Source organism: Nitrosomonas oligotropha (assembly GCF_009833085.1).
GTDB lineage: Bacteria > Pseudomonadota > Gammaproteobacteria > Burkholderiales > Nitrosomonadaceae > Nitrosomonas > Nitrosomonas oligotropha.
Genome location: NZ_QRBZ01000017.1, coordinates 1 through 25994, shown reverse-complemented (window position 1 = coordinate 25994; position 25994 = coordinate 1). Strand labels below are relative to the sequence as shown.

The following is a 25994-nucleotide window of genomic DNA, read 5'->3' as shown; positions in this document are numbered from 1 at the left end:
ATTTAAGAATACGGAATAGAAATGGACCTTGAACAAACCCGCTTTAACATGGTAGCGCAGCAAATCCGCACCTGGTATGTATTGGACGATAACGTGCTGGATCTGCTGTACAAAGTAAAACGCGAAGAATTCGTACCGGCGGACAATCGTGCCGCCGCTTTTGTCGATATGGAAATTCCGCTCGGTTACGGCCAAGTCATGCTGACCCCAAAAATGGAAGCGCGCATTCTGCAGGAACTTCACGTCCAGAAGACGGATAAAATTCTCGAAGTGGGCAGCGGCAGCGGCTACATGACGGCGCTACTGGCGGACAGAGGCGCGCATGTGTACAGCGTCGAAATCATACCCGAACTGAAAGCGATGGCGGAAAACAATCTGAAAGCGCACAACATCACCAATGTCACCGTCGAACTGGGCGATGCCGCGCGCGGCTGGCCCAAGCATGAACCGTACGATGTAATTGTGTTGACCGCATCGACCCCGGTTTTACCGGCTGCTTTTCAAAACAGCCTGAATCCCGGCGGGCGTTTGTTTGCGATTGTCGGCGAAGATCCCGTCATGGAAGCATTATTGATTACCTGCGTGGCTCCCGGTGAATTCACCACTACCCAATTGTTCGAAACCAGCACGGCAACGCTTGTGAATGCCCAGCAACCCGCAAGGTTCAGCTTTTGAGTATCAAAGCAATTACCCGCGTCATTGGCCACAGCAATCAACCTATAGCTGAAGTATCACCGGCTCCGGGCAATTGCCGGAAATCGCTATGAAATTTATGCCTTTCGTTTGGGCTGGTTGCATCGGGATGCTATCGCACGCCCCGCTGCAAGCCGCCGACCTGATGAATATCTATCAGGAAGCATTGACACAAGACGCCCAGTTCAAGTCTGCGCGAGCCTCCTATGAAGCGGCTCAGGAAAAAATCCCGCAAGGCAGGGCCGGTTTTTTACCGAACATCACCTTGTCGGGCACGCGCCAGGTGCAGGAAGTTGATGCCGGCAAAATCGTCAATTCGACAACCGGGCTGGCCATCAATCCCGGCGCCAATATCGTCCAAAGCGGCGGGATTACGATCTCGGCAACGCAACCGATTTTCCGCATGCAAAATATCGTCATCTACCAGCAGGCAAAAATCGAAGTCAGCAAAGCGGAGTCACAATTCATCACTGCCGGGCAAGACCTCATTTTGCGCGTAGCGCAAGCGTATTTCGACGTACTGGACGCGCAAATCGACGTCGAAGTCAACGAGACGCAGAAAAATGCCATCCTGAGACAACTCGAACAAGCCAAGCGTAACTTTGAAGTCGGCGTTTCGACCATCGTCGATACCAATGAAGCGCAAGCGCGTTATGACTTGACACTGTCGCAGGAAATCGCCGCGCGCAATGCATTGGAAATCAAAAAGCGCGCGTTGCAAGGCATTATTGACCGTCTTCCGGAGAATCTCTCCGGCGCCAGGGAAATCGCCAACAACCTGGCCACTTTGAAATACGGCAGCATGGATGAATGGGTGCGCACCGCGGAAGAAAAAAACTTTACCTTGAAAGCGCAGCAGGCTGCGTATGAATCGGCGCATCAAAACGTAAAAAGAATCTGGGCGCAACACTACCCGACCTTGGATCTGGTCGCGCAATACAGCAATCAAATCGGCGTCGGCGCGGCGATTACCGGACGCGGTATCGATCTCACCTCGCAATCCATCGGTTTACAGCTCAATGTCCCCTTATTCCAGGGCTTTTCGGTGCAATCACAAGTACGCGAGGCAATGGCGCTGCAAAATAAGGCATTGCACGATCTGGAAAACACCCGGCGCAACATCACGATACAAACGCGTCAGCAGTATCTGAACGTCACCAACGGTATTGCCCAGGTCAAAGCGCTCAAGCAAGCCTTGGTTTCGAGCCAAAGCCAGCTGGATTCGACCATACTCGGCCAGCAAGTCGGGGTTAGAACCGAAGTCGACGTACTCAATGCCCAGCAGCAACTGTATGCCGCCAAGCGCGATCTGGCCAAGGCCTACCACAGCTACCTGATGTCCCGCTTGCGCCTGAGCGCGGAAGCCGGTGAATTGGACGAGGATACGTTAATACAAATTAACGCCATGCTGATCAAGTAACGGACAATCTTCCAACGGCCAATCCAGCAAGTGATAGAATAGCCGCCGAAGCTGGCCAGACAGTCGCCGCCTGTTGTTCTTTTTGAGCGCAGGGGGAGGAAAGTCCGGGCTCCATAGAGCAGGATGACGGTTAACGGCCGTCCGCCGTGAGGCGAGGAATAGGGCCACAGAGACGAGCGTATTCAGTTACGGTGAAACGCGGTAACCTCCATCCGGAGCAAGACCAAATAGGCAGGCGATGATGTTGCTCGCAGAGCCTGCGGGTAGGTTGCTTGAATGCACGGGTAACCGTGTGTCTAGAGGAATGACTGTCCACGACAGAACCCGGCTTACCGGCTGGCTTCACAAAATTTTAATGGAATTGACCCGAATTGAATTGTAGCCACCATGCAAAAACACAATGAGCGCTTGATACTTTACGTTTAGCAATGATCGGTAAATTTCTCCGCAAGGTATTCAGCCGTAAAGCGCCCGCCGCCGGATCGATCGCAACGCTGAGTATCATTCCCCACAAGCGCCACGGCATCCGGCGTAACCAGATTAATCCGTGCGCATTAAAAGTCGCCACCACTCTGCAACAGGGCGGGTTTTCCGCTTATATCGTCGGAGGCGCGGTGCGTGACTTGCTGCTGGGATTGACACCGAAAGATTTCGATATTGCAACCAGCGCAACCCCGGAAGAAATCCACAAGCTGTTCCGCCGTTCACGCATCATCGGGCGGCGTTTTCGCCTGGTTCATGTGATGTGCGGCGCGGAAACGGTCGAAGTGTCGACTTTCCGCGGACCATCGCCGGACGATGAGGAAGATTCCGCAGCAGTCCCGTTAACCGACCAGCATGGCCGCCTGTTGCAGGATAATGTTTTCGGCAGCCAGGAAGAAGATGCGGTACGCCGCGATTTCACCGTCAATGCGCTGTTTTACGATCCTATCAAAGAAGAGATTCTGGATTACCTGAACGGTTACGAAGATATTAAAGCCAAAAAACTGCGCATTATCGGGGATCCGGAGCAGCGTTTCCGCGAAGATCCGGTACGTATGTTGCGCGCGGTGCGGTTAGGGTCGAAGCTGGATATGCAAATCGACGCGGAAACCGCCAAACCGATCGGCGATCTGGCGCCATTGCTGCAAAATGTTCCGCCATCGCGCTTGTTTGATGAAATGCTCAAGCTGTTACTGTCGGGACACTCGTTGTCTTGCGTGGTCGAATTGCGCGCACGCGGGTTGCACCACGGTCTTCTGCCGATGCTCGATGTGATTCTGGAACAACCCCTCGGTGAACGTTTTATCACCATCGCGCTGAAAAATACCGACGAGCGGATCCGGCAAAACAAACCCGTGTCACCCGGATTTCTATTTGCCATATTGTTGTGGCACGAAGTGCTGGCAAACTGGAACTCCCTGAAAACATCCGGCGAAAAACCGATGCCCGCTTTATTTAAGGCGATGGACCAGATTCTTGCGCGGCAACACAAGAATCTGGCGATTCCCCGCCGTTTTGACGCGGTGATACAGGAAATTTGGTCGATGCAACCACGCTTCGAGGCGCGTAGCGGACGCAAACCGTTCCGTTTACTCGCCCATCCACGTTTTCGCGCCGCTTACGATTTCATGCAACTGCGCTGCGAAAGCGGTGAATTGGACGCGGAATTGGGCGAATGGTGGAAAGCTTTCCTGGCCGTGGATAGCGAAGAACGGGAAAAAATGCTGCCCAAGCAAACATCCGGTAAAAAGCCCCGGAAAAGACGCAGCCGCAAAAAATCTTCGTCCGGTTCCGCTGCTCCGACGGACAGCGCAGCTGACCAGGAAAGCTCTTAATCCACGCCATTCATGCATAAAAAACCGAGCCACGCCTTTATCGCTTTGGGCAGCAATCTGGAAAACCCTGTTCTTCAGATTCAACAGGCCTTTGACGAATTGAAACGGCTGCCCGGCACCCGCTTGATCAGCTGCTCATCGCTGTATCGAAGCGCTCCGGTGGGAAGGCTGGATCAGCCTGACTTTATCAACGCGGTGACCTGGATTGAAACCCAGCTTGCGCCGCACGATCTGCTCACTGCTTTGCTAGCCATCGAGCAGCGCCACGGGCGCATACGCGAATCGCTCAACGCACCGCGAACGCTTGATCTCGACGTTCTGTTGTACGATGCGCTGCAATACCAGGATGCCAATCTGACCATCCCTCACCCGCGCATGACGCAACGCGCTTTTGTGTTAAGACCGCTGTTTGAGATTGCACCGGATTGCGACATTCCGGGTCATGGACCCATTGCGCCGCTACTTGCAGCGTGTCACGAACAAAAACTGGAACAAATAAAGGAATCGCCCTAACCCGGCTGTTAACCTGCAACGGCAACCGGTCGCTCTGCCGGGGAATGCGCCACAGAGTCGAGTTCCAGTATCTGCGCCGATGTTTGGCTGGGCGCATCGCTGATAATTTTTCCGCCCTCAATCACAATCACCCTATCCGCGCTGGCAATCGTTTCGGGGCGATGCGCAACGATGATGCGCGTCAGTTTCAGCGCACGGATCGCTTCGTTGACGCTGTGCTCACGCGCGATATCGAGATGGCTGGTGGCTTCGTCAAGAAAAAGAATGCTGGGCTGGCGGTAAAGCGCCCGGGCCAGTAATAGCCGCTGTTTCTGCCCGCCCGACAATACCGCACCCATATCGCCGACTAATGTATTGTATTGCATCGGCATGGCGGTAATGTCGTCGTGGATCGCCGCCAGCCGCGCGCTTGCTTCGATACGCCCGTAGTCCGCTTGCGGAGTAAAAAAGCAAATGTTTTCCGCGATGGAACCGGCGAAAAGCTGATCGTCCTGCATCACGCTAGCAACCGCATTGCGGTACCGTTCAACCCCAAAAAGGCCCAGCGGAACGCCGTCCACTTCGATACTGCCGCCGCTCGGCTGCAACAATCCCAGCATCAGTTTAACCAAGGTCGTTTTACCACACCCCGACGGACCCACGATGGCAACCGACTCACCCGGTTGGATAGTGAAGCTGACATCGTGCAGCACCAGCGGATCGGTTTCCGCATGACGGAAAACCAGATGTTTCACTTCGATCCGGCCGGCGAGCGGCGCTGCCGTGATACTTGCCGATTCATCAGGTGGTTCCGGGGGCGTCAGTGCAATGTCACCGGCACGTTCCGTGTGCAACCCCAGCATGCGCAATTCCAGGCCTTTTTCAATCAAGCCTGCGACGCGCTGCACGAATTGCGTTTTATAGGCGATGAAAGCAAACAGCATTCCGATCGAAAAACCGCTGCCGTTCGCGGTATCCAACACCAGCATGGCGCCGAACCAAATGGTAATGACATTCTCCACGCCAAACAGCAGGCCATTGAGTCCTTGGTACAAAATGCCCAGGCGCTGGGTGCGGATACCGGCATTGAACTGATCGACCGTCAGGTTTTGCCACGCCGCCGTGCGCGACGATTCATGCGCGTGCAGTTTAATGCTCTGCATGCCGCGGATGGTCTCAAGAAAATGACTTTGCTGTTTGGCGCTGCGGACAATATGCTCTTCCGTGGCAAGACGAAACGGACGGTACAACGCAAACCGCAGCAAGGCATAAACCGTGGCGGCAATCAGCGCGATCAATGCCAGTTTGATACTGTAAAAAAGCATCATGCCGAGCGTGACCATGGCCATCACGCCGTCGATCAATGCTTCCAGAAATCCGGTCGTCAGGGTGCGTTGTATGACATTGAGCGAATCGAAACGCGACACGATATCGCCGACGTGACGCTTGTCAAACCAGCTCATGGGCAGGCGGATCAAATGACGGAACAGGTTCGTGATCATCTGCAAATTGAGCGTTGTTCCAAGCACCATCAGCACCCAGGCTCGCAATGCCGTCACACCCGCTTGCACCACGGCGAACAACAGAAATCCAATTCCCAGCACGGTGATGAGATCATAATCTTGCGCCACCAGCGCCTGATCGACTATCCATTGCATATAGAAAGGCGCCAGGATGGCAAAAAGCTGCAATACCAGTGCGAGCACCAGAATCTGGGTAACCGTCCCGCCCAATCCTTGCAGACGGCCGATCAGCGTGGTCAGTTTTACTTTGCGTGTATCGTCGCGCGCTGTGAATTCATTGGTAGGCATCAGCTCCAACGCAACCCCGGTGAAATGCTTGGAGAACTCCGCTAACACCAATTCACGTTCACCGGCGGCCGGATCGTGCAGTGTCACGCGGTTTCCTTGAACGCGGGTCAATACCACAAAATGACTGAAATCCCAATGCAGAACGCAAGGCAGCTTCAGTTCCGGCAAATGGTCAAGATCCAGCCGCAGCGGACGGGGAGTGAGTTTGAGCTGACCGGCAATTTTCATCAAATCGGCGAGTGTCGATCCGCGTAACGAGATGGGATAGCGTGTCCGCAAAGTCGCCAGATCGATGCGGTGGCCATGATAACTGGCAATCATGGCCAAGCACGCCAAACCGCACTCCGCTGCTTCGGTTTGCAGAATAACCGGGGTTTTGTGGCGTAAGGAAAAATTAAGCATCATCAATCCTTTAAATCCGCCCGGTAATCGACAACACCGGATCAAACACCCACTCAATCAATCGCCGCCGGTCGATATGAACATCCGCATCCAACACCATACCCGCTTGCAATGGCATCGCCTGGCCGTACGCTTGCACCTGCTGCTGCGGCAAACGGACTGTGATGCGGTATACCGACTCCTGGATCGCTACCGGCACACTGGATTCATTCGGTTGAATCACCGTGCGGCCGATTTCGACCACCTCACCTAGATGATGCCCGAAGCGCTGATAAGGAAAAGCTTGATAGCGCAGGGAAACTTGCTGTTCCGGCTTGATAAATCCGGCGGCGCGCGTGGGCACCAATAACTGTGCTTGCAGTTCGGCTCCTGCGGGCAAAATCGATAGCAGCGGCATGGCCGGATTCGCCGTCTGCCCTACTTCAGCTAAAATGGTGGTAACCGTGCCGTCGGCCGGTGCGGTCAAAATAACGCTGCGGCGTGCGTCCGCTTCCGTCAGTTGCTGCTCCAGCTCGGAGATTTGCCGTTCGATCGCGGCGGTATTGTTGGCCTGTTTCAAACCGGAAGCCGATAACTCCACGCGCGCCGCGTTCAACTCTCGATTCAGACCGGTGATGTTGCGTTTTAATTGCGCGTGTTGATTACGCTGATCGATCAACGCCTCCTGCTTTTCCTGCACTGCCGCATCGGAGACAAAATGCTCTGTCAGTAATTTTTCATAGCGCGCCACCGTGCGTTCCGCATTCGCCACGCGGCTGGCCTGTAGCGCCAATTGCGCCAAGGCTTCGCGGATTTCCGTTTCCAACCCGCGGATCCGTCCGGCAATACTGCTTCCGGTCAGTACATCGATTTGCTGCTGCTTGCCTTGCTCCTGCCGCAGACTATCGCGCCGTTGTTTCAGTTCAGCCAGCATCGCCGCCTGCGCTTCGCGAGTGTTTGCCGTGGCGCGCTCACTGGTAATCGTCAGCAACGCATCGCCTTGTTTGACCTGTTGACCTTCACTGACATGCTTTTCAACCACAGTCCCGGCTTGCGGGGAGAAAATCCGGATCATGCCTTGCGTCGGCGACAAGTAGCCCACCACATGTTCCTTACGGGTGTATTCCCCCCAGTAGGCAAAACCCGCGATCGCGATGGCAAAAAGCGCGGCCGCCCAAACCAGCACACTGACCGCCGGAGAGCGGGCAATCAAAACATCGCCATGCAAGCGGTTTTGCTGGTGGGATAAGGCTTCTGTGCGAAAGAGCGTGCGCTTCATTGGATCGATGATGTCAAATGTCGCTGTGCGCATGCACCGCATTCAATGGAGCGCTCTTATTCGCGGCGTAAGAACGATTCATTTCTTCCGCCCGTTTGCCGATCAGATTGTTCCAATCAAAGAAATAGGGTTTGGGTGCACCGGCAATTTCATCGTACACATCGCGGCAAAGCGAATAAAACGCTGGCAGGCGCTGTGCTTGCCAGTCTTTCAGCAGCGTGCGCAACGGCGCCTGGGTTAGATTACCTATGGCAAAATCGCGCGCAAATCCGTATTGAATCGGACTGACGGTGGCGTCCGCCTCAATCACGAGCGGAGAAATCAAATCGCCAAACCGTTTACTTTTCTGTTCCGGCACAGCACCGGCAAAAACCAGTTCCGGATGTTGTTTCACGGTTTCGCTAAATGCGAGATCGATTTGCACCCTGAACCCGCTGTTATTGCTTTGCTGGGCAAGCAGCCAGGCGTACGCGCTTTCCGTCGCATCCGGCGCGCTTCCCTGTAGCATCGTGGCTGCATTACCGACTTCTTCCAAGGGGTGAATCTGGAGCAGTTTTGCGCCCTCGCTGAGGGCAAAATCGCGCACCCAGTCGAGTTCGTTCAAATTGTATTGCGTCAAGGTGAAAATAAAACCGAAACTCATATTCGCTGCGCGCAACAGCGGCAAACGCGCTTTCATGGTATCGAACGCCAATTGCGAGCCTCTGATACGGTTATGCGACTCAGGTATTCCGTCTATGCTGATCGCCAGGACATCGACGTTACCCTGCAACAGCTCGATATTCGGGGCGGTCAGCAGCATACCGTTGGAAGTCACGCTGGTACGCATGCCGCACGCGTGGGCATGCTGTAATAATTGCGCCAATGGCTTATAAACCAGCGGTTCACCACCGGAAAGACTGACAAAATTGAAACCTTCGTCGGCCGCATCCGAAATGGCCTCACACAAAAGATCAAGCGCAAGAGCGCCGTGTACTCGCGGTGAAGAAGAAGAATAGCAGTGGAGGCAACTCAGATTGCACTGCCGTGTTGGATGAATTTGCAAAATACGGGCTGATCCGGTTGGTCCCATTGCTATCTCCCTCTTGATGAGCTATTAGTGTCCGCTGCTGATCGAATGGTTAAAGTGATAAATATCGACTGGGATACCCCTGATCAGCCAGGATGGAAAAGTGTTAAAATTAGCTGTACTGAAACCGGATAATCCACCCGCAATTTGGCTGATTTCTTCCGGGGTTAAGTTCGCCATGGTTTGGCATTCGGCTTTCAGTTTTTCAGAACCGCTCATTTCATGAGACATGATTTTTCTCCTTTGAAGGATTTAATAAACATTGCTAGGCGGATTGATCGATCCCAAAGTTGCGATTGAAATAAGGTTTTGGCGCTGCCAAAAACCGCTGCCAATGCATTTATCAACCAATCCAGTTTCAAGATAGCGCGATTCACTTGGAATCGCAGTGAGAAAAATCACAGCGGAATGCACATCCGTTCCGGGTATTGAAACGCCTATTCGAAGCCAGCAAATACGCTATGATGATCCGGTAACGGCTAAGTCTTTATTAGGTATTGATACAAAAACATGAGAATTACCCACCTCACCCTGCAAAAAATGGTCGAGAACCGTGAAAAATTCGCGGTACTGACCTGTTACGACGCGACTTTTGCCGCCGTGCTGGAAAATGCCGGTGTCGACGTGTTATTGGTCGGTGACTCGTTGGGCAATGTATTGCACGGTAGTGACACCACCTTGGCCGTGACACTCGAGGACATGATTTATCACACCCGTTGTGTGGCGCGCGGCAGCAGCAAGGCGCTGATCGTCGCGGATATGCCGTTCGGCAGTTATCAGATCTCGCCCGCGCAAGCGTTTGAGCATGCCGCCCGGATTATCGCTGCAGGTGCGCATATGGTTAAGATCGAAGGCGGCCATCTCATGGCTGACACGATTCAGTTCCTGACCCGGCGCGGTATCCCGGTGTGTGCGCATATCGGTCTGACGCCGCAATCGATTCACCAGCTCGGCGGGTATAAGTTGCAGGGCAATACGGAGAAATCGGCGAAACAATTGCTCGACGACGCAAAAAGCCTGGAAAAATCCGGCGCCAGCTTACTGGTCATGGAAGTGGTTCCGGCGAAATTGGCGAAAAAAATCACTCAGGCATTAACCATCCCGACCATCGGCATCGGCGCGGGCGCCGATTGCTCAGGCCAAGTGCTGGTGTTGCACGATATGCTGGGACTCTCCCAGGGTAAAAAACCGCGTTTCGTCAAGGACTTCATGCCGGGCGCCAACAGCATACCCGAAGCGGTGGCGAATTATGTCCAGGCGGTCAAAACCGGACAGTTTCCCGCTAAAGAACACGAATTTTGATCGTCCGCGCAACATGAACATACTGACCGATATTGCTGCATTGCGTGAAACGCTGCGCGGTGAAAAAAACATTGCTTTCGTTCCAACCATGGGAAATCTGCACGAAGGCCATCTGGCGCTGATCGAACAGGCAAACCGGTTGTCCGGTTGCGTGGTGGTCAGTATTTTTGTCAACCGGTTGCAATTCTTGCCGCACGAAGATTTCGAGCGCTATCCGCGCACCTTGGAAGAAGATTGCAGGGCGCTGTCCGCACTGAATGTCAAGACCGTTTTCGCGCCCAATGAAAAAATTCTTTTCCCAACACCGCAAGAATTCTTGTTAGCATTACCGCCTGTAGCAGATATCCTGGAAGGAAAATTCCGCCCAGGGTTTTTTCGTGGTGTTGCAACGATCGTATTGAAACTATTCAATATTATTCAACCTGACCTGGCTGTATTCGGCAAAAAGGACTATCAGCAGTTGCATATAGTGCGTGAAATGGTACGACAATTGAATTTACCCGTTAATATTGTGGCCGGAGAAACGATCCGCGCTGCCGATGGACTGGCTTTAAGTTCACGCAATCAATATTTAAACGGCATACAACGGGCAGAAGCCTGCCACCTTTATCAGACGCTTTTGCGCATCAAGCAGGAAATCATTTCCGGCTGCAACGATTTTCAGACACTACAGCAAAACGCCAGCAACGCTCTACTTCAACGCGGCTGGAAAGTTGATTACATCAGCATCCATGAACGCAGCTCGCTGCTGCCGGCGCAGGCCCCGGACCGGGATTTGGTCGTTTTAGGGGCAGCCTGGCTCGGCAACACGCGATTAATCGATAACCTGGAAATTGAACCGCCGATTTTTCTAAACTAACATTGCAGCATTATGACCGCCTTTCCAAACCAGACAGACGAAGAACAAAAAATGATGCAATCACTGAACACTTTCTGGTTATCCTGCCTTGATCATTTTAGAAAAGAACTCAACGCACAGCAATTTAACACCTGGATCAAACCTTTACAGATTGATCCGGAACTGAACAGCGACGACGAGGTTGTGTTAATTGCGCCCAACCGTTTCGTGTCGCAATGGGTCAAGGATAATTTCATCGCGCACATTGAAAACATGGCGCTGATGTACTTCGATAAGAAAATCCAGTTTCATCTGAAACTGGCCGAGCAAAACGATGCAAAAGCCGTGATAGTCAAAGCCACCCCGGTGGAAACGCCTCAGGAGCCGCCAGCGGAAGCGAAGGCCACATACCAGCCAGGCAGGAAAAATCCCAGCGGTCTGAACCCCAATTTCACCTTCGATAATTTCGTCACCGGTAAAGCCAATCAACTTGCGCGCGCCGGGGCGATCCAGGTAGCGGAATCGCCCGGTATCGCGTACAACCCGCTGTTCATTTACGGCGGCGTGGGTCTGGGAAAAACGCACTTGATTCAAGCCATCGGCAATTACGTGCAGAAAAACGACAAAAACGCCAAGATCCGTTATGTGCATGCGGAAAAATACGTGTCCGATGTCGTCAGCGCGTACCAGCATAAGGCGTTCGATAAGTTCAAGCTGTACTATCATTCGCTCGATCTGCTGCTGGTGGACGATGTGCAGTTCTTCGGCGGGAAGAATCGCACGCAGGAAGAGTTTTTCTATGCGTTCAACGCGCTGATTGAAACGCACAAACAAGTGATCATCACTTGCGATACCTATCCGAAAGAAATTACCGGACTGGAAGAACGGCTGGTATCGCGTTTCGGCTGGGGATTAACAGTTGCGGTCGAGCCGCCGGAACTGGAAATGCGCGTGGCGATTTTGTTAAAAAAGGCCGAACAGGAAAAAATCCGCCTGGGCGAAAATGTCGCGTTTTTCATCGCCAAGCATATCCGCTCCAATGTGCGCGAACTGGAAGGCGCATTGAAACGCGTGCTGGCTTTTTCGCGCTTTGTCGGCCAGGAAATCACGCTGGATCTGGCAAAGGAAGCGCTAAAAGATTTACTCGCAGTGCAAAGCCGGCAAATTTCCATCGAAAACATCCAGAAAACCGTCGCCGATTACTACAAAATCAAAGTATCGGAAATGTATTCCAAGAAACGCTCGCGTATCGTCGCACGGCCGCGGCAAATGGCCATGGCTATCGCCAAGGAATTGACTTCGTTGAGCTTACCGGATATCGGTGAGGCATTTGGCGGCCGGGATCATACCACCGTGCTGCATGGCTACCGTAAAATTAACGAACTGCGTATTTCCGATCCGGTGGTGAACCGGGATTTCAATGCGCTGATACTCATTTTGAGAGGTTGATAACAGTTGAACAGTTTGTGTATAACTCTTGTTTTAAAAAATCCGCCATTTTTATCCACAAACTATCCAAGCAGTATACACTCGCCATACAAAGCAAAATTTTGAATTATCTCGTTGATATTCAGCAGATGTTAAAAACTATACAGAAGATTGGCGGACATTATTAAATTACTATTACTTTTATATAAATGCTTTTAATTAAAACCAACCGGGATACTTTGTTAAAACCCCTGCAGACAGTTACCGGAATTGTCGAACGCCGTCAGACATTGCCCATCTTATCGAATGTACTGATCCGGCAAAATGCGGAAAAGACCTCTTTTTTGACCACTGATCTGGAAATACAAATCAAAACGGTTGCCACCATTGATTTGTTGCCCAAACAGGATTTTTCCTTGACGGTTTCCGCGAAAAAACTCCTGGATATTCTGCGTTCACTATCCGCCGATGCCGAAGTGACATTAACCCGCCAAGACGATCATCTCTACGTCAAATCCGGTAAAAGTGCGTTCAACCTGCAAATACTTCCGGCGGAAGACTTTCCCGAAGTTGCGGAAGAAGCGGAATCGGAAGATGCGATCACGCTGAAACAAAAAGAATTAAAGGACTTGTTGCACCATGTCCAGTTCGCCGTCGCGCAACAAGACATCCGTTATTACCTGAACGGTCTGTTGTTATTGACGGACAACAAGAAATTCATCAGCGTCGGCACCGACGGGCATCGTCTGGCTTACATCGCAGCGGCATTGGATAAAGCGCAGAAAAAACAGGAAGTCATCCTGCCACGCAAAGCCGTGTATGAACTGTCCAAACTGCTCGAAGACAACGAAGAGCCGGTGACCATTGAATACTTCCAGAATAAGGTGCGGTTTTCCTTTTCCGGCGTCATCCTGACGTCCAAAGTGATCGACGGTAAGTTTCCCGACTACAACCGCGTTATCCCGACCCGGAACAACAAACAGTTTGAAATTAACCGCCAAACCTTCTTACAAGCGTTGCAACGGGTATCGATACTGTCCAACCAAAGCGAAAAATTCCGTGGTGTGCGCTTGATCGTCAGTGAAAATAACCTGCGTATCGTTTGCAAAAATAACGAACAGGAAGAAGCCGAAGAAGAACTGGAAATCAACTACAGTGAAGAATCGGTGGATATCAGCCTGAACATCACCTATCTGCTCGATTTATTGAACAATGTGGATAGCGAAACCGTGCTGTGCGCGTTTGAAAACGCCAACAGCAGCGTGTTGATCACAATACCCGGGAACGATGCGTTTAAATATATCGTCATGCCGATGAGAATTTAACCGCACGTGAGCAAGCGCTCAGCAAAATCCGCAACTATCGAAGCTATTCCCTGCAACTTACATAACCCTGAAAATCCTGACCAATGAGCGATCAAAACCCCAACGTACCTAAAGAAAGTTCGAGCGATTACGGTTCCGAAAGCATCAAAATCCTGAAAGGCCTGGACGCCGTGCGTAAACGGCCCGGTATGTACATCGGCGACACCAGCGACGGCACGGGATTGCATCATATGGTGTTCGAAGTCGTCGATAACGCTATCGATGAAGCGTTGGCCGGTCATTGCGATGAAATTACCGTCACCATCCATCCGGATAATTCCGTCAGCGTTATCGACAACGGCCGTGGTATTCCAACCGGTATTAAGCATGACGACGATCTGAAACGCTCCGCGGCGGAGATCGTCATGACCGAACTGCACGCCGGCGGGAAGTTTGACGACAATTCGTACAAGGTTTCCGGCGGTTTGCACGGCGTCGGTGTATCTGTGGTCAATGCGTTGTCGGAATGGTTGAAACTGACCATCCGCCGTGACGGAAAAATCAATCAGATGGAATTTCGCATGGGTGTTCCTGTCAAGCCGCTGGAAGTCACCGGTGAAAGCGAACGCCACGGCACCGAAGTGCATTTTCTCGCCAGCAAGGAGATTTTCGGTAACGTCGAATACCACTACGATATTTTCGCCAAGCGCCTGCGCGAACTGTCTTTTCTTAACAATGGCGTGAAAATTCATCTGATCGATCAACGCACCGGCAAGGATGAAAGATTCGCTTTCACCGGCGGTATCAAGAACTTTGTCGAGTACATCAATCGCAGCAAAACGGTGCTGCACCCCAGTATTTTTTATGCCGCTGGCGCGAAGGATAATATTGCCGTCGAAGTCTCGATGCAATGGAACGACAGTTACACCGAGCAGGTGCTGTGCTTCACCAACAATATTCCGCAAAAAGACGGCGGCACGCATTTGACCGGCCTGCGCGCGGCGATGACGCGCACGCTCAACAACTACATCGAGAAAAACGAACTGGCGAAAAAAGCCAAAGTGGAAACCTCCGGAGACGACATGCGCGAAGGTTTGTCGTGCGTTCTGTCGGTGAAACTGTTCGAGCCTAAGTTTTCGTCGCAAACCAAGGAAAAACTGGTGTCTTCGGAAGTCCGTCCGGTGGTGGAAGAAGTCGTGGCGCAAAAACTGACCGAGTATTTGCTGGAAAATCCTATCGACGCCAAAACAATTTGCAACAAAATCATCGATGCCGCCAGAGCGCGCGAAGCGGCGCGTAAAGCCCGTGAATTGACACGCAGAAAAGGCGTGCTCGACAGCATGGGATTGCCGGGCAAGCTGGCCGATTGCCAGGAAAAAAATCCGGCGCTGTGCGAACTGTACCTGGTCGAGGGTGATTCCGCAGGCGGCTCCGCCAAACAAGGGCGCGACCGTAAATTCCAGGCCATCATGCCGCTCAAGGGCAAAATCCTGAACGTGGAAAAAGCGCGTTTTGACAAACTGATCTCGTCGCAGGAAATCATTTCACTGATCACCGCGCTCGGCACCGGCATCGGCAAGGACGAATACAACCCGGACAAGCTGCGCTATCACCGCATCATCATCATGACCGACGCGGACGTGGACGGCTCGCATATCCGCACGCTGCTGCTGACATTCTTCTACCGCCAGATGCCCGAATTGATCGAGCGCGGCCACATTTATATCGCGCAACCGCCGCTGTACAAAATCAAGCACGGCAAAAAAGAGCGCTACGTCAAGGACGACCATGAATTGAAACAATACATGCTGAGCCTGGCGCTGGATGGTTCCGAGCTGCATACCGGCGGCGATAAACCGGCATTGACCGGCGACACACTGGAAAAAATCGCCAATGAATATATCCTGGCGGAAGCGGTCATCGAGCGCATGAGCCAGGCCATCGACAGCACTGTCATGCACGCACTGCTGCGCCAGCCCGATGTCGATTTAAGCAACGGCCAAGCCGCGGCGGACAGTGCAGCCCGTCTGGCGGCACGGGTCAAGGATGTGGAAATCGTTGCGGAATACGACGATCTGCACGAACGTTACCGCCTCAAAATCATGCGCATGTCGCACGGTAACGTGCTGACCAGCTACCTCGACATTGATTTCCTCGAAAGCGGCGACTACGCGCAAATCCAGAAAACCGCGCAAGTGTTTGACGGCCTGCTGAGTCAAGGCGCGTATATTCAGCGTAATGAACGCAAACAAACTGTCAGCGAATTTAAGCACGCGCTCGAATGGCTGCTGGAAGAAGCGAAAAAAGGCTTGAACGTGCAACGCTACAAAGGTCTCGGCGAAATGAACCCCAGCCAGCTCTGGGAAACCACCATGGACCCGCAAAACCGCCGCCTGCTGCGCGCGCAAATCGAAGACAGCATATTGACTGATGAAATCTTTACTACGTTGATGGGTGATGTGGTTGAACCACGGCGCGCGTTTATTGAGAAGAATGCGTTAAGGGCGACGAATATTGATATTTAATCCACAGCGGGCTTGATTCTCCGCTGTTTTCACCCGGTTGGGACTTCAAGGTCATGAGTAAGTGAAAGAATGCGCGTTGTTCACTATCGAATGGGAATTGAAATAATGCCTGACAAAACCAAGCTTAAGAACTGCAATATTCTTAAAGTTCGCGACGATTATCAGCCTGTTTACTTTGAAGAGGGAAGTAGTACTGGAAAATTCAAGCTTTGCGATGCCTTTGAAGCACAGTGGGCCAGCGAAGATTTTAGCTTCAAAGAGTTGCGCGCCCGTATAGAACCTTGGCTGACTTCACTTTTTCAATCCGAGCACCTTTCGCTGCTGGCTGGTTCAGGGTTAACGCATGCAGTGCATTTTTTAGCGGCGGAAAAAAGTGCTGCCAGTATGAATGCAATACCGCTTACCATCCATACAGACAAAATTGTCGCGGCAGCGGAACGATCAGCAAAAGAGGCTGGACGAGAAGAAGGTAATCTGGAGGATCAACTGCGTGTTGCCAACGAGCTTCTACGTGGGTTGGAAATTCTGCGAGATGATCAGACAAAAACTTTGCGTTCAGAGCTTGAAAAGGGAATGCAAGGATTTGCAGAATCCATCCTGAAAAGTGAAGCAGGGATTGTTACTGCTGGGGATGAAAAACGTGAGCAAGCCTTCAATAAGCTCGTCACTTTCCTGATGAGCTTTGCAAGCAGGACGGGCACACGCGACCGTCTGAATATTTTTACCACCAATTACGACCGTTTAATTGAAGCTGGAGCAGAACTGGCCGGACTACATTTGCTGGATCGTTTTCTCGGTAATCTAATGCCGATCTTCCGTTCCTCGCGTTTGGATCTTGACATGCACTACAACCCACCCGGTATACGCGGGGAGCCGCGCTACCTGGAAGGTGTTGCTCGTTTCAGTAAACTGCATGGCTCGGTGGATTGGGTGCAAGTGGGTAAGGATATTCGCCGTATTGGCCTCCCTTTTGGTGCAGAGAGTACTAATCCTTATCTGAAGGCACCTGGCTTAAGTGATGTCACAGCACACCAATTGATGATCTATCCTAACGCCGCCAAGGATAGGGAAACTACCGATTATCCTTATGTGGAACTGTTCCGTGATTTGGCAACGGCAGTGTGCCGCCCGAATAGTACACTGGTCACGTATGGATACAGCTTTGGTGATGAGCATATCAATCGCATCATCCGCGATATGCTCACCATTCCTTCTACCCATTTGGTGGTAATTGCATACGATGATCCTCTGGGCCGTATCATGCAAATCTTTAAGGAGATGGGCCGCCCCTCGCAGATCAGCTTGATGATCGGACCAGCCTTGGCGGACTTGTCCGCACTAACTGAGAACTACCTGCCCAAAGCAGCTATCGACAAAGCCACCTTCCGTATGAGTGAGTTGCTTAAGCAACGGTTTAGTGCAGAACAAGTTGCGGCCAAGCCGGACGTAAATGATGGTGATAATCTTAATATAAGTAGATTTGTAGAATGAATATGTCACCACTGGCTTACGCCGACTCCCTTCGCATTGGTGTCATTGATTTTGTTTCACCGGATGAAATCAAAGTGCTGCTGGATATTGAAGCACCCGAGGGCGTGGCTCTCAATACTGGCACACCTCGTCCGTTCCCGCGTATCAACGGTTATGTGCTAATTCCCAGCGATGAGGGACATTTAGTCGCTCAGGTAGAGTGGATCACTATTGAGCGTTCACAGTACCCCAAGCGCAAGGGTATGCAGGACTTTGGCTTGGTGGACTTGCCTTACCCACTGCGCAAGATGAGCCTAAATCCCCTGGGTTCTTTGACTTACGAAGGAACCGAACTAGAAGGCAAGGAGGTCTACCGTTTCCGGCGCGGTGTCGAGAGTTATCCCACCGTCGGTGATGCGGTGCTGCTGCCGACGCAAATCCAGTTGCGTGCCATCGTGGAATCTGGAGATAACCGCCGAGTCAAGATTGGCATCAGTCCGCTGGCTGCCAATGCGGAAGTGCGAATCGATCCTGATCGTCTCTTCGGACGCCATCTTGCCGTACTGGGTAATACGGGTAGCGGTAAATCCTGCTCAGTTGCGGGCCTGATCCGCTGGTCGATGGTTGAGGCCAGAAAAGCCCGCGCAGGCGCAGACCCCAATGCCCGTTTCATCGTGCTCGATCCTAACGGCGAATACGCCAACACCTTCCGCGATATGAGTAAGGTGCGGGTGTATGCCGTCGAACCCGACAAAGGAGTCGAACAACTGCAAGTACCTTTGTGGTTTTGGAACAGTGCGGAGTGGAATGCATTTACTCAGGCAAGTGAACGTGCGCAACGCCCGCTGCTACGCAGGGCGCTTCGGGAAATGCGCAGCAGCTCCGATGCCGCCGAAGATACCGTGTTCGTTCTGCGGCGAAAAGTTAGCTCCATTCTTATTACCCTGAAAGCACAAGTCCGTAACGGTGAAACTTACGAAGGTTGGAAATTTGGCCCTAAGCTACCGGTTTTTATTGAGGATCTTAATGCGTTTGCACGCGAGTTCACTGACCACAGCGGGAATTTGGAATTACTTACCTCTCAAGTGCAGGCTCTACTGGATCGACCAAGACAAACGTTCCAAAAAAGTAATGGACAGACTGGATACAACGATTTTCCCGCGACTGCAGTAGAGAAAATCATTTGTGATTTTCAAAAATTCCTTTCTTCCATTGGTGGTGCGGTTTATCAAGAGGGACCTAACGAGGATGCGCCTTTAAAATTTGATGGTGCCCAGTTCGCTGATCATCTTGAGGCATTGGCAAGCCAAGAAACGAACGCACAGTTTTTCGATTTCCTGATCATGCGAATTCGAACCATACTATCGGATACCAAGGTCAAGCGAATCGTAACAGGCACTGCCGAAACTTCCCTAGCCGACTGGCTTGAGAATCATATCGGTGACAACCAAGGATCTAACGGCTCCGTCACCGTCATCGATCTTTCGCTGGTGCCGGCGGAAGTGGTGCATATCATCACGGCAGTGGTTGCCCGCATGACGCTGGAGGCCCTGCAGCGTTACCGCAAGCTAAACCACGGTAAGACCTTGCCCACTGTGCTGGTGATGGAAGAGGCGCACACCTTCATCAAGCGCTATAAGGACGATGCTGAGAATCAAAACTCGGCAACCATCTGTTGCCAGGTGTTTGAAAAGATCGCCCGCGAAGGTCGCAAGTTTGGCTTAGGTCTTGTGCTGTCCTCACAGCGCCCGAGCGAATTGTCGCCCACCGTGCTTTCCCAGTGCAACAGCTACCTCTTGCACCGCATCAGTAACGACCGCGATCAAGAACTGGTGCATAAGTTAGTACCCGACAATCTGCGAGGATTGCTGCGCGACTTACCTTCGCTGCCATCGCGCCACGCCATCTTGCTCGGCTGGGCATCGGAATTACCGGTATTGGTGCAGATGAACGCACTGCCTGAGCACCACCAACCCAAATCGAATGACCCCGATTTTTGGGATGTATGGTCAGGCAAAGACAAAGATGGAAAAGGAGTCGAACGAGCTGTTGATTGGAAGGCTATAGCTGATGATTGGCAGCAAATCAAGCTTACTCAAGAAAAGGACTAGCGATTCATACAACTTTGATTAATTCAAGATTTTCCGGTAGCTGTTAACTTTTGCGCTTTGAAGTGAAGTGCTACAGTTAGTCTTGCTGGGGATATCATGCCGATTCATAGCGTTTATTGGCGCAAATTTTGACAAATCGCGCCAATAAAGTTAATCTTTTGGCGTAATAATTTTTCTATCGCGCCAAATAATCTTGTTATGCCTAAAAAACTGACTGATGATCTAAACGAGCGGATCGAAGCCGAGATTGTCCGACACGTCGAAGGCGTTGGTATCGACGTGCTGCATGCGGCATTGGCAGAGATAGTCAGCCGCCGCACGTTGCAGCGCCGTCTTGCAAACTTGGCCGATCAAAAAAGGGTGTCCGTCTCCGGTAAAGGGCCGAGTCTGCGTTATCGCCAATCTCAAATAATCTATGCCCGGAGTCATGAACCGGCTTTAATTGCAGCTTCGCCGGGCACGGAGGTTGATACTCCGGTATCGCCGGAAGGGGAAGAGATCCGGCGTTATGTGCGTCAGCCCAGGCAACAGCGGGCGCCGGTCAGTTACAAGCAGTCTTTCCTGGAGCAATATACCCCGAACAGTACCGCCTATCTCCCTGAATCCCTGCGTACGCAATTGCACAACCTTGGCCGTCCGGCCACGCCAAAGGTTGAAGACGCTCCGGCGGGTACTTTTGCCCGTGACATTCTCAATCGTTTGTTGATTGATCTTTCCTGGGCTTCGTCGCAACTGGAGGGCAACACCTATTCGCGACTGGATACCGAACGTCTCATCGAATACGGGCAAGCCGCCGCCGGTAAGGATGCGCTGGAAACCCAGATGATCCTAAACCATAAGGCGGCGATTGAATATCTGGTGCGTGATACCGAGCATGTGGGTGTTAATCCGGAAACCGTCATTGCGCTGCATGCCTTTTTGTCGGATGGCCTTATGCCCGATCCCGCAACTTGCGGCCGCCTCCGTAGCCGGCCGGTTGAAATCGGTGGCAGTGTTTATCTGCCGATTGCCCTGCCCCAGCGTATCGAAGAGCTATTCGGCGTCGTTATCGAGATGGCGGCCGAAATTCTCGATCCCTTTGAGCAAGCTTTCTTCCTGATGGTGCATCTGCCGTACCTGCAACCGTTTGAGGATGTCAATAAACGTGTTTCCCGGCTGGCTGCCAACATTCCCTTTATCCGGCATAACCTCTCGCCACTGTCCTTCATCGATGTCGCCGCGAAGGATTACATTGAAGCCCTGCTCGGCGTCTATGAGCTCAATCGTGTGGAATTGCTACACGACATTTTCGTGCGTGCCTACGAGCGTTCCTGCCAGCAATACGTCGCAGTGCGCCAGCAGCTGATCCCGCCGGATGCCGTACGCCTTCGCTATCGCACGCAATTGTCAGCACTTGTCGCGGCAATTGTTCGTAGTGGCGCTAAAGCCGACTTAGCAGTGATCCGCGCCCAAGTGCCCGGTACCGTGGTTGAGGCCGATCATGAGCGCTTCGTCGCGTTGGCGATGGAGGAATTTCAGAATCTGCATTCCGGCAATGTCATTCGTTTTGGCCTGCGGCCGTTGGAGTTTGCGGCATGGCAGGAAAGAAATAGCGGCGATACCTGATGATATTCAGCTTATACGACTCTTCATATCACTCGAAAAAAATCAAATTGCAATACCAGGCGCACCTACCTATTCTTCCTAAAACCTAAAGCTACCTAAAATGGAGGGTCAATCAATGAAAAAGAATCTTTTGATGCCAAAACTTTATTCCATCCCGCTGGTGCTCATCCTGGCGCAGGGTGTTTCGTATGCCATGCCGGGCATGCACGGTTCCGATGGTGGGGCGGTGACGGAGCAGCCCAGAGTCTCGAACAGTCTCGGCGGGAAAATCAATTCGCCCGGTTCGGAGATGGAGATTACTTACAGTGCCGACGGCAAGACGGCGATTTTTGTGTCGACGCGCGAAGGCAGTGTTCAATCGCCTGGCGGTAACTACAGTTTCGATATCTGGATGTCACATTTGGTGAACGGTGAGTGGCAGGAACCGATCCATCTGGGGCCGGGCATCGATCCCAAGGTGGGGCCGGATATCAATACGTCGGCGTGGGAGCTGGAGCCGAGTTTTTCCGACGATGGCAACGTGATTTATTTCACCCGCTACGAAGCGGGCAATATGTTGTCGGGCGATTTATACGTGGTGCAAAAAGTCGACGGTGTCTGGCAAGCGGCCAGGAACTGGAACGATGTGCCGGAATTGCCGGGCATCAATACTTCGACCGGCGAGGAACATTGTCCGATTATTGCGTCCGACAGTCTGATTTACTTCAGTTACCATCAGCCGGGCGTGACGCAGGATAGCGATATCTGGAAGGTCGAAAAGAAAGACGGTGTGTGGCAGAAGCCGGAAAGCCTGGGGCCGAAGATCAATTCACCGCAGCGCGACCATATGCATTGGACCGGATTGTCCAAGGACGGCAAGAGTCTGATCATTACCAGCATGCGCACGGATTTGGGTTCGCGCGGCGGGCATGACGAATGGATTGCGCAGCAAAACGCCGACGGCGAATGGCAGCAGCCATTGAATCTCGGCGATGCAATCAATACCGGCGGGGAAGATATGTGCTGGACGTTTACACCGGACGGTAAGCAATTCACCGGCAGCTGGGGGCCGCACGGCACGTATGACATGGATATCCGCTGGGTCAATAAAAACGATGTGCCGCTGTTGAAGGATTTTGAGCCGATCGGCCCGCCGCCCAATTTGCTGAAAAACAGCAAAACAGGCGGATGACGGTCAAGCGGTGAAACAGTGAAGCTTTATGGCTGCGCCGGTATTACCTCATACCGGCGCAATGGATTGAAAATCGTGATTAGGCTGCCGCTCTCGATGCGCGTTTGCGTTCGTGCTCGAGCAAAAAGCGTTTACGGATGCGGATGGTTTGCGGCGTAATTTCCACCAGCTCGTCGTCGGCGATGAATTCAATCGCGGATTCCAAAGTCAGTTGAATCGGCGGGATTAACGTCACCGCTTCATCGGTTCCGGAGGCGCGGATATTGGTCAATTGCTTGCCTTTGATCGGATTGACGACCAGATCGTTATCGCGGGTGTGAATGCCGATCACCATGCCTTCGTACAGGCGGTCGCCGGGGCTAACGAACATGCGGCCGCGGTCTTGCAGTTTCCATAACGCATAGGCGACGGCTTCCCCCAGTTCGGCGGAAATCAGCACGCCGTTTCTGCGCGGCGGAATTTCCGGACGCATCGGGGCGAATTCGTCAAACACATGGCTCATCAAGCCGGTGCCGCGCGTCATGGTCATGAATTCGGATTGAAAACCGATCAGACCGCGCGCAGGTATGCGGTAATCCAGCCGTACGCGGCCTTTGGCATCCGACACCATGTCTTGCAAGTCGCCCCGGCGTGCGCCCAGGGCTTCCATCACCGCGCCTTGATTGGCTTCGTCCACATCGACGGTGAGCATTTCAAACGGCTCGCATTTGACGCCGTCGATTTCACGGATCACAACGTGCGGGCGCGATACTGCCAGCTCGTAGCCTTCACGGCGCATATTTTCCAGCAGAATGGTCAGGTGCAATTCACCGCGTCCGGAGATCAGGAACGAGTCGGTCTCGGCAGTTTCTTCCATGCGCAAGGCGACATTGGTGAGCAATTCTTTTTCCAGACGTTCGCGCAATTGGCGGCTGGTGACGAATTTGCCTTCTTGACCGGCAAACGGTGAAGTGTTGACCTGGAATGTCATGGTCAGGGTCGGCTCATCGACGGCGAGAACCGGCAGCGCCTCAGGTTTGTCGACATCGGCCAGTGTGGCGCCGATACTGAGTTCGTCCACGCCGTTGATCAATACGATGTCACCGGCCAAGGCTTCTTTCATTTGTATCCGCTCCAACCCCTGAAAACCGAGTACTTGATTGACCTTGGCTTTTTTCGGCGGCTTATCGCCTATTAACACCATGACTTCCTGACCGGGTCTCAGTTTACCGCGGCGGATACGGCCAATGCCGATACGGCCGACGAAACTGGAATAATCCAGCGCGCTGATTTGCAGTTGCAAGGGTTCATCAGGATTTTCATCAGGCGCGGGGACATAGTTGAGGATGGTGTCAAACAGCGGGCGCATGTCCGTGCTGGGTTTATCAATATCCAGCGTGGCAAAACCATTCAACGCCGAAGCATATACGACCGGAAAATCAAGTTGCTCATCGCTGGCGCCCAATTTGTCGAACAAATCAAACGTTTGATCGACTACCCAATCGGCGCGCGCGCCGGGCCGGTCTATTTTGTTGATCACGACAATCGGACGCAATCCCAACGCCAGCGCCTTTTTGGTGACAAAACGGGTTTGCGGCATCGGGCCTTCGACGGCGTCGACCAACAGCAGCACGCCGTCGACCATCGACAACACGCGTTCGACTTCACCGCCGAAATCCGCATGGCCCGGGGTATCGACGATATTAATGTGCACGCCTTCGTAGTCGATGGCGCAATTCTTGGCTAAAATGGTAATGCCGCGTTCGCGTTCAATATCGTTGGAATCCATCACGCGTTCAGAAATTTGTTGGTGCGCGGCAAAGGTGCCGGCTTGATGCAACAGTTTGTCAACCATTGTGGTTTTGCCATGGTCAACGTGAGCGATGATGGCGATATTGCGGATCGGGCGAGACATAAATAATTCCTCAAAAAAATAAGCTTTTAGTTGTTGCGGCGGGGGGCAGCATTATAGCAGCCATAGCGTGAAAATGGCTAATTTTCCATTAACTTAATCGAACCTTCAGAGACAACATTCCGTGCGGCAAAGTTCTGACATCCGGTATTTATCTTGGGATTTATTGCAGTCGCTGCGATTAACGCCGCAGGAAATTGCGCACAGTATTGAGCATCTGTTGCTTGGCCGTAAGCGGCAGCAGGTTTGGAATGCACCGAAAGCGGTCATCACCCCGCCGGATGGCCGCTATATGATGGCTACGCTGGCGGCGGCCGACGATCCGCCTTTTCTTGCCGTCAAAGCTCTGGTGCTGAACCCGGATAACCCCAAACACGGCTTGGCCAGCATCAACTCACTGGTGACTTTGCTCGATAGCCGCAGCGGATTGCCGCTGGCGGTGCTCGACGGCAACTGGGTAACCGCGGTGCGTACAGCCGGATTGAGCGCGGTTGCCGCCAAGCGGCTGGCGCGGCCGGATGCATCCGTTGCCGCGTTTATCGGCTGCGGGGTGCAGGCGTACAGTCATTTGCAAGCTTTCGCGGCGCTGTTTCCGCTTAAGCGGATTCATGCATTCGGACGAGGAACCGAGAGCCGCGATGCTTTTTGCCGCAGCGTGGAAAAAATGGGACTGACGGCAATCGCCAGCGAAACTGCGCAGGAAGCGTTACGCGATGCGGATGTGATCGTCACGTCTGTAACTTTGTCGCCGCAATTGGTTCCTTTTCTGGACGCGCGTTGGCTGAAGTCCGGAGCTTTCGTCACCATGACGGATCTCGCCGCGCCTTGGCTGGCTGAAAGTATGGCGGCGTTTGACCGGATTATCGTCGACGACCTGGAACAGGAAGCCAGCATGCCGAAGCCTTTGGTTGATCCGGCGCTGGTGCGTGGTGATCTGACCGGATTGGTGACGGGCGATGCGGCTGGGCGCTGCGCAGCGAACGAGCGCACTGCGTTTGTGTTCCGGGGTTTGGCGTTGGGGGATTTGGCGGTGGCCGGGTTGGCTTACCAGCGTGCTTGTGAATGTTCGCAAGGCACGCTGGCCGGGGATTAGGAAGAAACAGATTGATCAGGTTGATCAATCTGTTGCGGGTGAAATTTTAGAATTCTTCCCAATCCTCACCGCTACCGCCAGCGGCAACCTTGCGGGGTTGGGCCGGTTCCGCTTCGGTATTCGCTACGGATCTCACCGCGGGTTTCTTCCGCGCAGGGCCGCGATTCGGCAACTTGGCTACAGTGGCGGGACGGTTGCTTCTTTTGATCACCGCCGGTGTTCCTGAGTGTGCTCCCGATAATTTGAACGTGTTTATCGCTTGCGCTAATGCGTGCGCTTGTTCTTGCATGGATT

Annotated in this window: 19 protein-coding genes, 1 other RNA gene and 1 pseudogene; 15 read left to right on the top strand and 6 right to left on the bottom strand. The window is 52.7% G+C overall.

Annotated features, from left to right (window positions below; all coding sequences use genetic code 11):
* Nucleotides 1–21 precede the first annotated feature (21 nt).
* From ABD07_RS06190 to folK, 5 genes are all read left to right on the top strand, one after another.
* The gene (locus ABD07_RS06190) at nt 22–675 is read left to right on the top strand and encodes a protein-L-isoaspartate O-methyltransferase family protein (RefSeq protein ID WP_160817574.1); all 654 of its coding nucleotides are present in this window, start codon (nt 22–24) and stop codon (nt 673–675) included.
* 88 nt (nt 676–763) lie between these two features.
* On the top strand, nt 764–2113 hold the full coding sequence (locus ABD07_RS06185) for a TolC family outer membrane protein (RefSeq protein WP_160817573.1): 1350 nt from the start codon (nt 764–766) through the stop codon (nt 2111–2113).
* 47 nt (nt 2114–2160) lie between these two features.
* Nucleotides 2161–2461: RNase P RNA component class A (rnpB, locus tag ABD07_RS06180), an RNA gene on the top strand.
* Nucleotides 2462–2541: 80 nt separating this feature from the next.
* Entirely contained in the window at nt 2542–3930 is a 1389-nt protein-coding gene (gene pcnB / locus ABD07_RS06175) for a polynucleotide adenylyltransferase PcnB (protein ID WP_160817572.1), read from the top strand.
* A 12-nt stretch (nt 3931–3942) separates the two neighbouring features.
* Nucleotides 3943–4443, top strand: coding sequence for a 2-amino-4-hydroxy-6-hydroxymethyldihydropteridine diphosphokinase (folK, locus tag ABD07_RS06170; protein ID WP_160817571.1), 501 nt, complete (start codon nt 3943–3945; stop codon nt 4441–4443).
* An 8-nt stretch (nt 4444–4451) separates the two neighbouring features.
* Here the strand turns inward: folK and ABD07_RS06165 are convergent, their stop codons facing one another.
* The 4 genes from ABD07_RS06165 to ABD07_RS06150 are packed head-to-tail and all read right to left on the bottom strand — an operon-like array spanning nt 4452 to nt 9193.
* On the bottom strand, nt 4452–6635 hold the full coding sequence (locus ABD07_RS06165; protein ID WP_240142442.1) for a peptidase domain-containing ABC transporter: 2184 nt from the start codon (nt 6633–6635) through the stop codon (nt 4452–4454).
* Between the two features lie 10 nt (nt 6636–6645).
* Nucleotides 6646–7926, bottom strand: coding sequence for an HlyD family secretion protein (locus ABD07_RS06160; RefSeq protein ID WP_160817569.1), 1281 nt, complete (start codon nt 7924–7926; stop codon nt 6646–6648).
* A complete protein-coding gene (locus ABD07_RS06155) occupies nt 7907–8965 on the bottom strand; it encodes a radical SAM protein (protein WP_160817568.1) in 1059 nt (352 codons plus the stop codon). The genes ABD07_RS06160 and ABD07_RS06155 overlap by 20 nt, the downstream gene beginning before the upstream one ends.
* A gap of 24 nt (nt 8966–8989) precedes the next feature.
* Nucleotides 8990–9193 carry a hypothetical protein gene (locus ABD07_RS06150; RefSeq protein ID WP_108699141.1) on the bottom strand — a complete coding sequence of 68 codons (204 nt, stop codon included), beginning with the start codon at nt 9191–9193 and terminating at the stop codon, nt 8990–8992.
* A gap of 279 nt (nt 9194–9472) precedes the next feature.
* On the opposite strand from ABD07_RS06150, the gene panB reads away from it, so the two are divergent.
* From panB to ABD07_RS06105, 9 genes are all read left to right on the top strand, one after another.
* Nucleotides 9473–10264: a 3-methyl-2-oxobutanoate hydroxymethyltransferase gene (gene panB, locus ABD07_RS06145; protein WP_108699140.1), complete on the top strand. Its 792-nt coding sequence runs from the start codon at nt 9473–9475 to the stop codon at nt 10262–10264.
* A gap of 13 nt (nt 10265–10277) precedes the next feature.
* Nucleotides 10278–11123: a pantoate--beta-alanine ligase gene (gene panC, locus ABD07_RS06140; RefSeq protein ID WP_108699139.1), complete on the top strand. Its 846-nt coding sequence runs from the start codon at nt 10278–10280 to the stop codon at nt 11121–11123.
* Between the two features lie 63 nt (nt 11124–11186).
* Nucleotides 11187–12551: a chromosomal replication initiator protein DnaA gene (gene dnaA / locus ABD07_RS06135; protein ID WP_420813505.1), complete on the top strand. Its 1365-nt coding sequence runs from the start codon at nt 11187–11189 to the stop codon at nt 12549–12551.
* A gap of 188 nt (nt 12552–12739) precedes the next feature.
* Nucleotides 12740–13855 carry a DNA polymerase III subunit beta gene (dnaN, locus tag ABD07_RS06130; protein WP_160817566.1) on the top strand — a complete coding sequence of 372 codons (1116 nt, stop codon included), beginning with the start codon at nt 12740–12742 and terminating at the stop codon, nt 13853–13855.
* An 83-nt stretch (nt 13856–13938) separates the two neighbouring features.
* Nucleotides 13939–16359 (top strand): DNA topoisomerase (ATP-hydrolyzing) subunit B, encoded by a 2421-nt coding sequence (gene gyrB / locus ABD07_RS06125; RefSeq protein WP_160817565.1) that lies wholly within the window; start codon nt 13939–13941, stop codon nt 16357–16359.
* 105 nt (nt 16360–16464) lie between these two features.
* Nucleotides 16465–17850, top strand: a complete 1386-nt coding sequence (locus ABD07_RS06120) for an SIR2 family protein (RefSeq protein ID WP_160817564.1) — start codon at nt 16465–16467, stop codon at nt 17848–17850.
* 2 nt (nt 17851–17852) lie between these two features.
* Complete coding sequence (locus ABD07_RS06115) at nt 17853–19940, top strand: ATP-binding protein (protein ID WP_240142441.1); 2088 nt, start codon at nt 17853–17855, stop codon at nt 19938–19940.
* A gap of 198 nt (nt 19941–20138) precedes the next feature.
* Entirely contained in the window at nt 20139–21545 is a 1407-nt protein-coding gene (locus tag ABD07_RS06110; protein WP_160817562.1) for a Fic family protein, read from the top strand.
* 115 nt (nt 21546–21660) lie between these two features.
* Nucleotides 21661–22716 carry a PD40 domain-containing protein gene (locus tag ABD07_RS06105; RefSeq protein ID WP_160817561.1) on the top strand — a complete coding sequence of 352 codons (1056 nt, stop codon included), beginning with the start codon at nt 21661–21663 and terminating at the stop codon, nt 22714–22716.
* A 79-nt stretch (nt 22717–22795) separates the two neighbouring features.
* Here ABD07_RS06105 and typA read toward each other — a convergent pair whose 3' ends face one another.
* Nucleotides 22796–24610, bottom strand: coding sequence for a translational GTPase TypA (gene typA / locus ABD07_RS06100; RefSeq protein WP_160817560.1), 1815 nt, complete (start codon nt 24608–24610; stop codon nt 22796–22798).
* A gap of 121 nt (nt 24611–24731) precedes the next feature.
* Here typA and ABD07_RS06095 point away from each other — a divergent pair, with 121 nt between their 5' ends.
* On the top strand, nt 24732–25700 hold the full coding sequence (locus tag ABD07_RS06095) for an ornithine cyclodeaminase family protein (protein WP_160817559.1): 969 nt from the start codon (nt 24732–24734) through the stop codon (nt 25698–25700).
* 46 nt (nt 25701–25746) lie between these two features.
* Here ABD07_RS06095 and ABD07_RS06090 read toward each other — a convergent pair.
* A pseudogene (locus ABD07_RS06090) lies at nt 25747–25994 on the bottom strand (methyl-accepting chemotaxis protein); the annotation flags it as partial.

Coding starts and splice junctions, on each gene's coding strand:
- ABD07_RS06190 (WP_160817574.1), top strand. CDS start 22: ATGGACCTTGAACAAACCCGCTTTAACATGGTAGCGCAGCAAATCCGC.
- ABD07_RS06185 (WP_160817573.1), top strand. CDS start 764: ATGAAATTTATGCCTTTCGTTTGGGCTGGTTGCATCGGGATGCTATCG.
- pcnB (WP_160817572.1), top strand. CDS start 2,542: ATGATCGGTAAATTTCTCCGCAAGGTATTCAGCCGTAAAGCGCCCGCC.
- folK (WP_160817571.1), top strand. CDS start 3,943: ATGCATAAAAAACCGAGCCACGCCTTTATCGCTTTGGGCAGCAATCTG.
- ABD07_RS06165 (WP_240142442.1), bottom strand. CDS start 6,635: ATGCTTAATTTTTCCTTACGCCACAAAACCCCGGTTATTCTGCAAACC.
- ABD07_RS06160 (WP_160817569.1), bottom strand. CDS start 7,926: ATGCGCACAGCGACATTTGACATCATCGATCCAATGAAGCGCACGCTC.
- ABD07_RS06155 (WP_160817568.1), bottom strand. CDS start 8,965: ATGGGACCAACCGGATCAGCCCGTATTTTGCAAATTCATCCAACACGG.
- ABD07_RS06150 (WP_108699141.1), bottom strand. CDS start 9,193: ATGTCTCATGAAATGAGCGGTTCTGAAAAACTGAAAGCCGAATGCCAA.
- panB (WP_108699140.1), top strand. CDS start 9,473: ATGAGAATTACCCACCTCACCCTGCAAAAAATGGTCGAGAACCGTGAA.
- panC (WP_108699139.1), top strand. CDS start 10,278: ATGAACATACTGACCGATATTGCTGCATTGCGTGAAACGCTGCGCGGT.
- dnaN (WP_160817566.1), top strand. CDS start 12,740: ATGCTTTTAATTAAAACCAACCGGGATACTTTGTTAAAACCCCTGCAG.
- gyrB (WP_160817565.1), top strand. CDS start 13,939: ATGAGCGATCAAAACCCCAACGTACCTAAAGAAAGTTCGAGCGATTAC.
- ABD07_RS06120 (WP_160817564.1), top strand. CDS start 16,465: ATGCCTGACAAAACCAAGCTTAAGAACTGCAATATTCTTAAAGTTCGC.
- ABD07_RS06115 (WP_240142441.1), top strand. CDS start 17,853: ATGTCACCACTGGCTTACGCCGACTCCCTTCGCATTGGTGTCATTGAT.
- ABD07_RS06110 (WP_160817562.1), top strand. CDS start 20,139: ATGCCTAAAAAACTGACTGATGATCTAAACGAGCGGATCGAAGCCGAG.
- ABD07_RS06105 (WP_160817561.1), top strand. CDS start 21,661: ATGAAAAAGAATCTTTTGATGCCAAAACTTTATTCCATCCCGCTGGTG.
- typA (WP_160817560.1), bottom strand. CDS start 24,610: ATGTCTCGCCCGATCCGCAATATCGCCATCATCGCTCACGTTGACCAT.